Source organism: Asaia sp. W19, from assembly GCF_003994335.1.
In the GTDB taxonomy this organism is placed as follows: Bacteria; Pseudomonadota; Alphaproteobacteria; order Acetobacterales; family Acetobacteraceae; genus Asaia.
In genome coordinates, this window is record NZ_PNQZ01000043.1 from 114,238 (window position 1) to 127,896 (window position 13,659).

A 13,659-nucleotide genomic window follows, 5' to 3' on the forward strand; every position below is an offset into this window, starting at 1 on the left:
AGGCATTCCTGCCTTTCGCGCAATGTCTGAAGGGTGGCGCCCATGCGGCTGATAACGTGGAATATCAACTCTCTGCGCCTCAGGCTGCCTCTCCTGGCGCGCCTGAGTGAGGCGCATCACCCGGATGTCATCTGTCTGCAGGAGACGAAGGTGCCTGACGCGCTGTTCCCGGCCGATGCCCTGCGGGCGCTGGGCTACGCCCATCAGCATTTTCTGGGCATGAAGGGTTATAACGGGGTCGCCATTCTCTCGAAGCATCCAGTCAGGCCCCTCGAGGCGACGCCGGATTGGTGCGGTAAGAGCGACACACGTCATGCAGGCGTCGTGTTGCAGACCAGCACGGGGCCCGTCATTGTCCATGACTTCTACGTCCCTGCCGGCGGAGATATCGCGGACCCGGCGGTGAATGATAAGTTCGCCCATAAGCTGGACTTCCTCGACGAGGTAACGTCGTGGTTCCGCAAGGAGCCGCCGTTGCGCTCGATCGTGGTGGGCGATCTGAATATTGCGCCGCTCGAACACGATGTGTGGAGCCACAAGCAGCTTGCGACGGTGGTCAGCCACACACCACCGGAAATCGAACGGCTCATTGCCTGGCAGGAGACAGGATTCATCGACGCCATGCGTCTGATTGTCCCTCCCCAAGAGAAGCTCTACACTTGGTGGTCCTATCGCAACCGTGACTGGAAGCTGTCCAATCGCGGCCGCCGCCTCGATCATGTCTGGCTGACCGCGGACCTTCAGCCTGCGCTGCGCGGCATCCAGGTTCTCAGGGATGTTCGTGACTGGGACAGCCCTTCGGACCATGTTCCCGTCGTCGTCGATCTCGATCTCGATCTCAACTGAAAGCGCGGGATGTCGCCTGTCCCCGTCAGAGGGAGACGGCGCGATGCCGGGAAAAACGCACTGCCCTCGGGCCGTCTAGAATGCACCGAAGGCATGAGCCTTCGGCTGGCACGAAAAAGCCGTGCGCCCCCCAGTTCGGGCAAAACGCATACGACCCCGCCTCATCGCACATTCCGTGACGGCGGCGGCGAGGTCGATGACCTGTCTTTAGCCCATGAGGGCGTCGCTACCTTCCGGGTTAAGGCGATAACCGCCCCCTTCAGTGAGCAACAGGGAAGCATTGGCCGGATCGGGCTCGATCTTCTGGCGCAGGCGGTAGATATGCGTCTCGAGCGTATGCGTCGTGACAGCAGCGTTATAGCCCCAGACCTCATTCAGAAGGACCTGACGCGCGATCGGGCGATGCCCCGCACGATACAGATACTTCAGAATAGCTGCTTCCTTCTCCGTCAGACGGATACGGCGGTTCTTCGCCGGCTCCTGCAGGATCTTGGACGACGGACGGAAAAGATACGGTCCAATCGGGAAGACTGCATCTTCGCTGTTTTCAAACAGACGCAGCTGGGCGCGCAGACGGGCCAGAAGCTCGGCGATGCGGAAGGGCTTGGCGACGTAATCATTAGCCCCTGCATCGAGCCCGCGTACCACATCGGCCTCATCATCCGAGCCGGTCAGGATAATGATCGGCATACGAATGCCCTGACGGCGCAACTCGGCGCAGAAATCACGCCCGTCACCATCGGGGAGCGTCACGTCAAGAAGGATCGCATCGACGCGGACGTCGGGAACAGCGAGCTTCTCCTTGGCGTCGGCAACGGAAACGGCCTGGATGGGGTCGAACTCGCCTTCAAGCTTGAGCTGTTCGACAAGGAGTTGGCGAAGCGTATCGTCATCGTCAACAATAAGGACAGGACGCGGACCAGGCATGTATATTCTTCTCTCACCAGCTGGGGCGACGCCCCAGAGCCAGGACCCGACTTCCGTGGGAAGGTAGATCCCTGTTTTGACCGTGAGCCTTACACGGATATCGTGACAACGCCAATCCGATCGGAACACCCAGACCGCGCGATACCGGTCTTTAGACGCCATTTACCCATAAATTAATGTTCAGACGTGAGGTTTGTGACATGAGTGTCATCTTGCGACATAATTTAGGTGCTTCAGCGATGCTTTTCATCAATGGAGAGGCCATTCCGGCGCTGATCGGACGTGGCGGTTTACGCTGGGACAAGAGCGAGGGAGACCAGGCGACCCCTGTCGGCTTCCTTCCTTTCAGACACGTCTTTTATCGCGCCGACCGGGTTTCACGCCCCCTCACCCGACTGCGTGTAGAGGCGCTCGCTCCCGATGACGGCTGGTGTGATGACCCCTCACACCGGGACTACAACCGCCAGATCACCCTGCCCCATGAGGGACGCCATGAACGGCTGTGGCGTGACGATCATTGCTATGACCTGTGCGTCGTTCTCGGCTGGAACGATGATCCGGTGATTGCCGGGCGGGGCTCGGCGATCTTTCTTCACCTCCCCCCGGCAAGTGGCGCGACCGAAGGGTGCATTGCCCTGACCGAGCCATTGCTGCGCGCTCTGATTCAGACAGGCGAGCCAGGTATCGAAATACGCGCGGACTGAAATCCTTCGGGGCCCGCGGGACCTGTCTCTTCCCGCCCCGCTGCATTGCCAAGGCACCGAAAACGGTGCCTCCCGCACCAGATAAGTCTTCCGTCGCTGGTGCAGAGAGGTGAACCCAGGCCAAAAGCGCAGATCGCCCGTGCCCTGCGCCGCGCAGCCTCGGGTCAGCCCCCTTGCGAAGGCGCTGATGTCGCGCCCGCAGTCTCTCTTGCACCGGCCTCGGCGGAGGCCTGAGCCTGCAACTCCTCGGTCGAAACAACCGGCGGCGGCGGTGCAGGGGGCGCCATATAGACCAGCATATCCCCGATTGCCGGGCTGACCGGAAACTCGTCCTCGGCAGAGCGGATGGTGATCGACTGCCCCCGACGAATGGACAGGAAATCGAGGCGGTTCTGCACAGATCCGAATCCCGCCGCGCTCGCCTCATCCGCCATAGCCGTCATGAATCGCCATCCCTTCTCGAACAGCATGTCGATCAGGGTGAAGTTCCAGGAGGGATCGCCCAGCAGTTTGCCACGCGCATCACGTGACAACCCATGATAGAAATCGAGGCGCGCCACGCCGGGGCTGATTTGAAAAACGCGCTGACGCCCCATATGCGGAGCCATATGAGCGCATACGAGCCCGTTATAGATCGCATCTGCCGTGGTCGAGATCAGGTAATCCGCTGGGCGCTCCTCGAGCGCCTCCTCCCCATACTGGGACAGCAATTCAGCGCGCAGCACGGGCACGCCCTTACGCATGGCCGGAATCAGCGCACTTGAGCGGTTATCAACGAGCAAAATGGGAATGCCGTTGCCGCTCAGGCATTTTGCCAGATCGATCGACCAGGGTGACGCCCCGACAATGGCCAGAGCGGGTTCATTGGAGAGTGTCAGCTTCAGGTAACGGGCAATCGGGCGCAGCGAGAAACCGTGAAAGATCATCGTTCCGCCGATGATGGCGAAAACGGCCGGCATGATCAGGTCGGCACTGTGATAGCCTGCATCGGTCATACGATATCCGGCAGCACCGGCCACGGCAGCGGCCACGATACCGCGCGGTGCGATCCATGCCACGAACAACCGCTCCTGCCATTTCAGCCCCGTGCCGATGGTGGACAGGAAAATGGCCAGCGGTCGCACGCCGAACATCACGGCGGCGGTCAGCAGGCAGATGGGCAGGGAGAGATGCGCCAGCACGTCACGATGCAGATCGGCGGTCAGCATGATGAAGAGCACCGCCACCACGAGGACGACCAGAGATTCCTTCATGCGGCGCAATTCGGAAAGGCCGGGCACATGCAGATTGGTCAGCGCCATACCGAACACGGTCGCGCCCACCAGACCCGCCCCTTCCATGCTCATGTTGCAGATGCTGAAGATCAGCAAGGCAAGGGTGAGCAGCAACGGGGTCTTGAGCGGCTCCGGCATCAGGTCTCGTACGAACAGGTACCGCACCAGATAGGCAGGCAGAATGCCCACGGCCAGCGATTCCGCTGTTGAGGCCAAAAGATCGGGCAGAACGGTGGTCAGGAAGACATCCGTACCGATTGGCACGCGCGTGGCGACCACCTGAAGCACAACGGCGGCCAGAATGGCCCCGATCGGATCATTAATGATAGCTTCCCACCGCAGGAAGGCGGCGACACGCGGCTGGAGTTTGTTATGGCGCAGCAGAGGCAACACCACGGTCGGGCCCGTGACGGTGATGATCGCGCCGAAAAGGGCAGCTACCCCCCATTCCATATAAGCAATGTAATGCGCCGCAGCCCAGCCCAGCCCCCATGAAATGGGGAGGGCCAGCATGGTCAGACGCGTGACGCCCTCTCCTGCCTCGCGAAGCTGGCGAAAATCGAGGAGCAGTCCGCCTTCGAAGACGATGATGGCGACAAGCAGCGACACAAGCGGACGGAAGATCCAGCCCAGCGCAGCAGAGGGATGCAGAATGCCAAGCCCCGGCCCAAAGATCAGTCCGAGTGCGAAGAGCAGCACGATGGCCGGAAGACGGAACTTCCAGGCCACCCATTGCGCCCCGATCCCGGCCCCCAGCGTGAGCAGCAGCCCGATAAACATTGCTAGCGCCATGGTAACGTCTTCACCCCTGACCGGTCGTGGATTAGATCGCGTTGAAAGCCTTATCCGGCCTTGCGCTGAAGGACGGCTGCAAAAAAGCCATCCGTCCCGTCACGCAGCGGGGTCAGGGCAAAACCGGACTCGCCACGCAGGGCCTCGGGAAGCATCTCGCCTCCCGCGGCCACGCGTTCGAACTGATCGTTGCGCGCCAAGAACGCTGTGACCTGCGCTTCGTTCTCTTCCGGCAGGAGCGAACATGTCGCGTAGACCAGGCGGCCGCCCGGTTTGACCAGACTGGAGGCACGATCGAGGATATCGGCCTGCTTGACCTTGAGCTCCAGGATGTCCTGCTCAACCAGACGGATGCGCGCATCCGGGTTACGCCGCCACGTACCAGTGCCCGAGCACGGCGCATCGACCAGCACGCGGTCGAAAGCCCCGGCGCGGCGCTTGACCCATTTATCACCGCTCGTCAGCAGGTGACGCTCGACATTATGCACGCCTGCGCGACGCAGACGCTTGACCGCGCCCTCGAGCCTTGGCGAGGAGACATCGCAGGCAACGATCTGCCCCTTGTTCTCCATGCTCATGGCGATAGCGAGCGTCTTGCCGCCCGCACCCGCGCAGAAATCCACCACGCGCTCACCCGGCTTCGCATCGAGCGTTCCGACGATGAGCTGGCTACCCTCGTCCTGAATCTCGATCAGTCCCTCACGGAAACTCTGCGTCGCCGTGACATTCTGCCGGCCCTGCAGACGCAACCCCCAGGGAGAGAGCGGCGACGGTGCCGCCAGGATCTGTTCGTTGCGCAGCGACCTGATCGCCTCGTCACGATGCCCCTTGAGCAGATTGACGCGCAGATCGAGTGGGGCTGCACCATCGAGCGCCGCCATCTCCGCGTCGAGTTGGTCTCCAAAGGCGCGTACAAGATAAGGGTGCAACCAGTCCGGATATTCCAGACGTACCGGTCCGGGCATATCCGGATGGTTCAGTTCACGCCCGTTCAGCGCGGCCAAGGCAGCGTCTTCACGCGATGTCAGATGTGACTGGGCGAAGCGCTCACCATTGAACAGCGAACGGACAGTACCGATCTCCTCTCCGCCCAGAATGAGCGATGCCGCGCAAAGCGTTCGGGGCGAAGGGCCGCCCGGAATGTCACGCAGATGCCAGTGCAGACGACGCCACTGACGCAGCACGTCCCAGATGCGGGCGGAGATAACCCGGCGATCACCGCCGCCAATATAGCGGCGATCGCGGAAATAGGCGTTGGCCGTCGCATCGGCGGGACGGCGGGGGGCAGCCTCGATGGCGCAAAGCAGATCGATGGCGGCGGAAAGGCGGGCGGCGGGAGTCATGCCCCCGCGCTTACTAGTTTTTGTCAGTCCTGGCGATAGTTAGGTGCTTCACGCGTGATGGTCACGTCATGAACGTGGCTTTCGCGCAGACCGGCATTGGTGATGCGACGGAAGCGCGTCCGCACCTGCAGATCGGCAATGGTGGGCGATCCCGTATATCCCATACCGGCCTTCAGACCGCCTACAAGCTGGTGCACCACTGCTGCCATGCTGCCCTTGTAGGGTACCTGCCCCTCGATCCCCTCCGGAACGAGCTTGAGCGAATCCTTGACCTCGGCCTGGAAGTAACGATCAGCCGAGCCACGGGCCATGGCACCAAGTGAGCCCATGCCGCGATAGGCCTTGTAGGAGCGTCCCTGATGCAGGAACACCTCGCCGGGGCTCTCTTCACACCCGGCGAGAAGCGAGCCGATCATCACCACGTCGGCCCCTGCCCCGATCGCCTTAACAATATCGCCTGACGTGCGGATGCCGCCATCGGCGATGGCAAAGATACCGACCTCGTGGCAGGCAGCAGAGGTTTCCATGACAGCCGAGAACTGGGGCACGCCCACACCGGCCACAACGCGCGTGGTGCAGATCGAGCCTGGCCCGATTCCGACCTTCACGCAGTCCGCTCCGACGCCCGCGAGCGCGATGGCGGCCTCAGGGGTCGCGACATTGCCCGCGATCACCTGAATGCCGTCATGGCGGGACTTGAGGGTCGCGACCGTATCGAGCACACCGCGCGAATGGCCGTGGGCCGTATCCACAATCACGATATCCACCCCTGCCGAGACGAGGGCTTCGGCCCGGGCCAGACCGTCCGCTCCGACGCCAATCGCAGCAGCACAGCGCAGGCGCCCGAACTGGTCCTTGATCGCCAGCGGGTGAGCCTCGGCCTTGTCCATATCCTTGACGGTGATCAGGCCGATGCACCGGTTCTGGTCATCAACGACAAGAAGCTTCTCGATGCGATGGCGGTGAAGCAGGTCCTGCGCCACCGCAGCATCGGCACTGTGGCGGACAGTCACGAGATTCTCGTGCGTCATCATGTCACGCACGGGCGTATTCAGATCACTGGTGAATCGCATGTCGCGATTGGTCAGGATACCGACCAGTTCACCACTACCCGGCATGACAACCGGAAGGCCGCTGATCCCGTGCTGCGCCATGATGGCATGCACATCGCGCAGGGTCTGCTCCGGGCCAACCGTGACGGGGTTAACCACCATGCCGGATTCGAAGCGCTTGACGCGACGCACATGCTCCGCCTGCTCCTCGATCGACAGGTTCTTGTGGATCACGCCCATGCCGCCCTGCTGCGCCATGGCGATCGCCATCGCGTCTTCAGTCACGGTATCCATGGCCGAGGAAAGCAGCGGTATGTTGAGTTCGATGGAGCGGGTCAGACGGGTGCGGGTCGAGGCCTGAGCAGGCAGTACGTTGGAGGCTGCGGGCTCCACCAGAACATCGTCAAAAGCAAGGGCCTCGCGGATGCGCTCATGTGCAATGCTGCGCGAGGCATAATCACCAACCCGTTCGCCAGCCATTCCGGTCGGTGTTTCATTGGTCGTGGTCATCTGCCGCAGCCTCCCCGCATATCAATCAGGAAAGCCCGCGGCTTTCCTACCGTTGGCGCGTCGTCTTAGACCAAAGCGGTCCGGGTTGGAAACAGGATATTGCGTCCGAAAGCGAGATTCTGGGAGTGCGCAGTGCCGGAACAGGGCTGACAACACTTCCCGCCGGCCTGCGTCGCAAGACTCCCATGCTGCTGCAACACAGTAGCTCTTACTGCGGCCTGGCGGCGATCAGGCGGCGACAGACACAGCGGCGAGGACAGGCTCGCCACAAAGGAATTCACGGATCGAGTGCGCCGCCCGTTTTGCCGCGCCTCGGCGCGGCTGATGGCCGAAGGTGTCGTGAATGACCTTTTCCTGGCGCGCCCTGTAGAAATCATGTCTGGACTGCGCCTGAGCCAAGGCCGGAAGAATATCCTCCTCACGCTCGACTACATCGCCCAGAGACCAGTGGCGAAAATGCGGATTGTCCCGCCAGGCAACACCATGAGGATTCAGAAAGACGCAGGGGCGCGGCGTGACCAGAAACTCGTAAACCTGACTGCTGACGTCACCGATATAGAGTGAGGCGCTGGCCGTATGGGTCATATCGAGCATGGAGGACGATGCCGTATCGAGCCTGACACGACCACCAACAACCTTCTGGAACTGGCGCCGACGACGCCCGAAATCCTTGTGGAAAATCTTCACATGCGGTGCGATCAGCAATTCATAATGGTCGAGCCGATTCACGGCATCGACCAGAGGCGCAAGACACTTCCCGTAGGAGGACAAGCCCTTCTTGTAATGCGGATTATACAAGGCAATGGGCTTGTTTCCGATGCTCTCCTGCGGCGCAAAACGCTCCGCGCCGACAGCATCGAATTTAGGGTAACCGATGATGCGTGTCTGCGCCGCTGTCGCGAGCTTCTTCGCGAGGAAAGACTCTGCAATCTTGGGACCCGACACAAGGGAAAGATCGAAATGGCGAATCAGATGCTCGTCATTGACTTCGCGATCCCCTGCCCCGTGCTGTATCAGAATGAGAGCCGGTCGCTTCAGCCCCATCTCCCGCAGCAAACCGGCTGAATACTCGGTGGCCACTACCGCATCGAACTGTTCGAGCTGACCCACATTTGCCCGCATCACGACTTCACGTTCGGTATCGAGCCTGCGAAGACGGCGCAGGATCTGGGCACGTGTGGGCATTCTGAGCGTGCCACGCTCGATCCTGCCAGAAAGCCCGTTGTTCAGACGGATCTGATCAAGATGGTGCGCCGTTTCGGGAAAGCTGACGAACTCGGTGACGCTTATTCCAGGGAGTTGAGCGAGCGCAGAAGACACCGCCGCGACATGATAACATTGATAGGGCTCGGCGACGTACAGAAACGCGATCTTCAAACGAGCCCCTCCTGCGACATGGACGATAATTGTCACCTTATGTACGGGGCAACGCCATGACGATAAGTAACAATATAATGCCGGGGTTAACCGGTTGCTGATGCTGGACAGCGCCGATCAGAGGGGATATTCCCGTTATTTATAATAAATAACTGAACGCTCAGTCAGAACCACATCCCATATCGTGGGATTTTCGTATTTATTGCGTGCAGGAGATTTAACCTGGAACGAATGCCGGAGTCTGGAAAGAAGAATGATCGGTATTAACCGTCAATCTTGCCCGAATATAGTAATCAAGGAAAACTCTATCTGTTGATAGCGTCAACGAGTATTGCCCATCTCAGCCTCGACAACCCAGAGGCGCCTCGAGGAGCGCTGAGTGGCTGATCTTTTGTATCAGAACTGTTACAATTTAAAGACGGGAAGCCACGCTGATTCGGCCTCTTGCGCGTTTGATGCCGCTACTGACGGGCGATGACTCGTCAGTCCAGCAGTCGCCCGGCGTCCACGCGCCGATATTCGGCACCATCACCCAAGGTCTCAAATTGCTCGCGATCTGTCCCGGTCATGAAAGCAGTGATCCGATTTTCGCGAAGAAACCGAAGCAGCGCCTCCCGTCGAAGGGCGTCGAGATGGTTCATCGGCTCGTCCAGAAGGATGACGGGCTTGGCGCCGAAGCGCTGGGATGTGAGTGCAGCATGGTTGAGAATAGCATGCACCAGCATCGCTTTCTGCTGGCCACTGCTCGACACCGAGGCAGGACGTCCGGAACGCGCATCCTCCAGTAAAAGATCGGCTCTGTGCGCCCCAAGAGAGGTCGACCCCCGTTCTGCATCTCCGCGACGCGACGCTTTGAGCCCTGCGCGCAGCCCATCCTCGACGGCGAGAGCGGGCTGTGCAGAAAGCGCTTCCGCCAAGTCGCAGACGAGACGCAGGCGGGCAACGGGAAAACCCGTACCGTCTTCGAGCGGAGCGCAATTCATTGCCTCTGTAAGCGCCAGACGGGAAGCCGTCAGCGCGATGGCATGACGCGCGATGCTATCCTCGATCCCGTCAAGCCATGCATGTTGATCGGGTCGGGTCGTGAGGAGTCTATTGCGCTGCGTAACCGCGCGTTCATGTGCAGCGCTTTCACGGGCATGGTTCGCATCAAGCGCGAGAACCAGTCGGTCCAGGAAGCGCCTGCGCCCGGACGCAGGATCCGTGAAAAGCCTGTCCATTTGCGGGGTGAGCCAGGTGCTGGCGAAATATGAGGACGCTTCGGTCTGGTTGCGTATGGGTGTGTCATTCACCCTGAAGACGCGACGCGCAGAATTACCCGGGTCGACGCCTGTTGCGAGATCGAGTGTCGGTGCAGACGTTGAACTGAGCTGCGCGACGACGCCCCAAGCCCCCCCATCGTGACGCTGTATCTGGCCGTTGGAGGCGCCCCTCAGCCCCCTGCCGGGAGACAGGAGAGAGAGTGCTTCCAACAGATTGGTTTTCCCCGCACCGTTTTCACCGGTGAGGACAACAAGACTGCTTTGGGGCGCCCAGGCCAGACGCTCATAATTACGGAAATTGGTGAGGACGAGCCTGGTGATCTGCAAGGGGAGAAAGCGACGCCCGGATCAGACGCGCATCGGCATCAGCACATAAAGTGCTGTCGGCAGATTCGTATCGCGCACAAGCGTTGGCGCCGCGCTATCGGCAAAGGCGAACTCTGCCTCGACATCGATCTGATCGGTGATGTCGTTAAGGTAACGCGCCTGGAACCCGATCTCGAGAGACGGCCCGTCATAGGAAACGCTCGTTTCATCGAGCTCTTCCTTTGCCATGCCCTGATCGGGACTGATCGCGGAGAGTGTCAGCAGATTGGTCTGCACAGCAAGCTTGACCGGGCGCGAACGTTCCTGACTGATAGCCGCGACACGGGCGACGGCGTCTGCGAAGGCCTGCTTGTTCACCTTCAGGAAACGGTCGTTGCTTTTCGGGATGACGCGCTCATATTCGGGGAAAGTCCCGTCGATAAGCTTCGAGGTCAGCATGACCGCACCCACGCGGAACTGGATACGAGTATCGGAAAGGCTGACCTGAACAGCCCCAGCCCCTTCATCCAGCAGCTTGCGAAGCTCCGCCACCGTCTTGCGCGGAATGATCACACCGGGCATATCACCCGCCCCTGACGGCAGATCGGTCTCGACGCGCGCCAGACGATGTCCATCCGTGGCGACCGCGCGCAGCTTGGGCGCATCCCCGTCCTTGGTGACATGAAAATAGATGCCATTGAGGTAGTAGCGTGTCTCTTCCGTCGAGATCGCGAAACGCGTCCGATCCACCAAGCCACGCAGGACCGCGGCGGGAATGGAAAACTCATGCGGCAGATCGCCCGCGACCATAGAGGGGAAATCCTCGACCGGCAGGACATTGAGGCTCGTCGCGTAGCGTCCGGCACGCAGGGCAAGAGGCGCATCGCCACCGCCATGATCGAGTTCAACCATCGAGCCATCGGCCAGCTTGCGCACGATCTCATAGAGAACGCTGGCGGGAGCTGTGACTGCGCCATCACGCGCCCCTTCGGCCGCGACTTCCTCTACCACCGCGATTTCCATGTCCGTGGCGGTCAGGCGCAGCAGGTTACCCTCGATCGAGAGCATCACATTGGCAAGGATGGGGATCGTGTTGCGCTTTTCTGCAACGCTCTGGATATGGGCAAGGGCACGGATCAGCGTTGTGCGGTCAGCCTGGAATTTCATATGATCGTAGACCCTCGAACACCCGAATAACAAAAAATCAGTCTAGCAGAGCCGTATGCTGCGGCAAAGATCAGCCCTCGAGCATACGACGCAGCAATTCCACGTCTTCTGCGAAAGCGACGTCGCGTTCCATGAGTTCCTGCACGCGTGAAACCGCGTGCATGACCGTAGTATGATCACGATTACCGAATTTGCGTCCGATTTCCGGCAGAGAGCGGCTTGTAAGCTGTTTGGCCAGGTACATCGCGACCTGACGCGGACGCGCGACGGCGCGCGCGCGACGGGCTGAGGACATGTCCGTGAGACGGATGTTCCAATGCTCGGAAACCTTGCGCTGGATCTCCTCGATGGTCACGCGTCGATCATGCGCCTTGAGGATATCGTGCAACACGTCCTGCGTGCTCTCAAGCGTGACCGGACGACCGAAAAGATTGGCATGCGCGATCAGACGATTGAGCGCCCCCTCGAGCTCGCGCACATTCGAGGTGATCTTGTGCGCCAGGAATTCGAGCACTTTCGCCGGCACAGCCACACCGGAAGCCAAGGCTTTCGCCTCCAGAATGGAAATCCGCAGTTCGAACGTCGTCGCATGGATATCGGCCACCATGCCGCAGCCAAGACGCGTACGCAGGCGGTCCTCGAGACCAGACAGATCGGAGGGCGATTTATCGGCGCTCACCACGATCTGACGACCGGCATCGACCAGGGCATTAAAGGTGTGGAAGAACTCTTCCTGCGTATTGTCCTTGCCGATCAGGAACTGAAGATCATCGATCATGAGCACATCGACCGAGCGGAGCTGCTCCTTGAATTCCATGGTCGATTGTGAGCGAATGGCCGCAATGAAGCGGTACATGAACTTTTCGGCGGACATATAGGCCACCGATACACGCCCCCCGCTCGTCAGCTCAGAGCCAATGGCGTGCATCAGATGGGTCTTGCCCAGACCGACACCGCCATAAAGAAAGAGCGGATTGAAGCCGGGGCTCGAAGGCTTCTCGGCGACGCGACGGGCGCACGCATAGGCGAACTCGTTCGGCTTACCCACCACAAAGCTGTCGAAGGTAAACCGGGGGTCGAGAGGCGCCGCCAGATCGTGGCGGGCATCCTGCACGGCAACGGCGGGAGACGCTGGCGCCTCGACTTCAACGACTGGTGCAGCCGCCTCGACGGCAACCGGCGCGGCGAGTGCGTCGCCCACGCGCTGTACCTGCAGCTCGACATGGTGAACGGCGCGATTCTCGTTACGCCACAACTCCTGCAGACGGTCGCCATACTGCCCGCGCACCCAGTCACGCAGAAAACGCGTGGGCAGGAAAAGCGTGATCTCGTCCTCCTCAAGCGGACCAAGAACGATCTGCTGAAGCCAGGTACGGTATTCGACGTCACCAACCTCGACACGCAGTCTTTCGCGCACCTTGACCCATTGAGAGGCCAGAGCCGGTTCGGTTCCCGTCGTGCAGGATACCGTCTCCGTCATTGCAGGAAGATCCGTATGAGACCCTTCGTCTGCCATCACTCCCCCGAGTTGCAAGAAAAGACACGACAGGAGCCAGCACGAACCATGGCGTTCGACCGACCTGAGGCCTGATTAAAGGGCGAACAGGATACGGCAAACGGGTCGCGGGAGGCAAGCTCAACCGGCAGGTCAGAAAGCTAGACCACCGGCGAAAAAAAAGAACGGACATGGTCGCGTGACCACACCCGTTCTTTCTTGAGGCTCAGACCAGACAGGCCCAATCATGGGCCCGCCCGAGTATCTGATCAGGCCGAAGCCAGAGCCTTGATGCGCGCGGAGAGGCGCGACAGCTTGCGGCTGACCGTGTTGGCGGCCAGAACGCCCTTGCCGACAGCGCGCTGCATTTCCGGCTGAGCGGCACGCAGGGCATCGTTGGCAGCAGACTTGTCACCCGAAAGGATGGCGCTCTCGACCTTCTTCACGAAGGTACGGACGCGGGACATGCGGGAAACGTTACGCTCACGGCGACGCTCGTTCTGACGGATGCGCTTGCGCGCAGAGGCGGTATTAGCCATTTCTACTCTTCAGCCCTGTTCTGTTCGGCTTGTTAGGTCGCCTTGCGACGACGATAAAGCATACC

At 60.6% G+C, this 13,659-nt stretch carries 11 protein-coding genes; 2 read left to right on the forward strand and 9 right to left on the reverse strand.

The window, feature by feature from the left end; genetic code table 11:
• The first annotated feature begins 42 nt into the window (after positions 1 to 42).
• Positions 43 to 846 carry an exodeoxyribonuclease III gene (locus C0V97_RS08780; protein WP_127102239.1) on the forward strand — a complete coding sequence of 268 codons (804 nt, stop codon included), beginning with the start codon at positions 43 to 45 and terminating at the stop codon, positions 844 to 846.
• A 207-nt stretch (positions 847 to 1,053) separates the two neighbouring features.
• On the opposite strand, the gene C0V97_RS08785 is transcribed toward C0V97_RS08780, so the two are convergent.
• Positions 1,054 to 1,773, reverse strand: coding sequence for a response regulator transcription factor (locus tag C0V97_RS08785; RefSeq protein WP_127102240.1), 720 nt, complete (start codon positions 1,771 to 1,773; stop codon positions 1,054 to 1,056).
• Between the two features lie 239 nt (positions 1,774 to 2,012).
• On the opposite strand from C0V97_RS08785, the gene C0V97_RS08790 reads away from it, so the two are divergent.
• A complete protein-coding gene (locus tag C0V97_RS08790; protein WP_127102241.1) occupies positions 2,013 to 2,477 on the forward strand; it encodes a L,D-transpeptidase in 465 nt (154 codons plus the stop codon).
• A gap of 164 nt (positions 2,478 to 2,641) precedes the next feature.
• Here the strand turns inward: C0V97_RS08790 and C0V97_RS08795 are convergent, their stop codons facing one another.
• The 8 genes from C0V97_RS08795 to rpsT form a co-directional block, all read right to left on the reverse strand.
• Complete coding sequence (locus C0V97_RS08795) at positions 2,642 to 4,543, reverse strand: sodium:proton antiporter (protein WP_127102242.1); 1,902 nt, start codon at positions 4,541 to 4,543, stop codon at positions 2,642 to 2,644.
• 50 nt (positions 4,544 to 4,593) lie between these two features.
• The gene (locus C0V97_RS08800; RefSeq protein ID WP_127102243.1) at positions 4,594 to 5,886 is read right to left on the reverse strand and encodes an RsmB/NOP family class I SAM-dependent RNA methyltransferase; all 1,293 of its coding nucleotides are present in this window, start codon (positions 5,884 to 5,886) and stop codon (positions 4,594 to 4,596) included.
• A 23-nt stretch (positions 5,887 to 5,909) separates the two neighbouring features.
• Positions 5,910 to 7,418, reverse strand: coding sequence for an IMP dehydrogenase (gene guaB, locus C0V97_RS08805; protein ID WP_127102288.1), 1,509 nt, complete (start codon positions 7,416 to 7,418; stop codon positions 5,910 to 5,912).
• A 258-nt stretch (positions 7,419 to 7,676) separates the two neighbouring features.
• On the reverse strand, positions 7,677 to 8,825 hold the full coding sequence (locus C0V97_RS08810) for a hypothetical protein (protein WP_127102244.1): 1,149 nt from the start codon (positions 8,823 to 8,825) through the stop codon (positions 7,677 to 7,679).
• A 482-nt stretch (positions 8,826 to 9,307) separates the two neighbouring features.
• Positions 9,308 to 10,414: a DNA replication/repair protein RecF gene (recF, locus tag C0V97_RS08815; protein ID WP_127102245.1), complete on the reverse strand. Its 1,107-nt coding sequence runs from the start codon at positions 10,412 to 10,414 to the stop codon at positions 9,308 to 9,310.
• A 21-nt stretch (positions 10,415 to 10,435) separates the two neighbouring features.
• On the reverse strand, positions 10,436 to 11,560 hold the full coding sequence (gene dnaN, locus C0V97_RS08820; RefSeq protein WP_127102246.1) for a DNA polymerase III subunit beta: 1,125 nt from the start codon (positions 11,558 to 11,560) through the stop codon (positions 10,436 to 10,438).
• A gap of 70 nt (positions 11,561 to 11,630) precedes the next feature.
• Positions 11,631 to 13,040: a chromosomal replication initiator protein DnaA gene (gene dnaA, locus C0V97_RS08825; RefSeq protein WP_127102247.1), complete on the reverse strand. Its 1,410-nt coding sequence runs from the start codon at positions 13,038 to 13,040 to the stop codon at positions 11,631 to 11,633.
• Positions 13,041 to 13,324: 284 nt separating this feature from the next.
• Positions 13,325 to 13,594: a 30S ribosomal protein S20 gene (rpsT, locus tag C0V97_RS08830; RefSeq protein ID WP_127102248.1), complete on the reverse strand. Its 270-nt coding sequence runs from the start codon at positions 13,592 to 13,594 to the stop codon at positions 13,325 to 13,327.
• Positions 13,595 to 13,659: the final 65 nt, after the last annotated feature.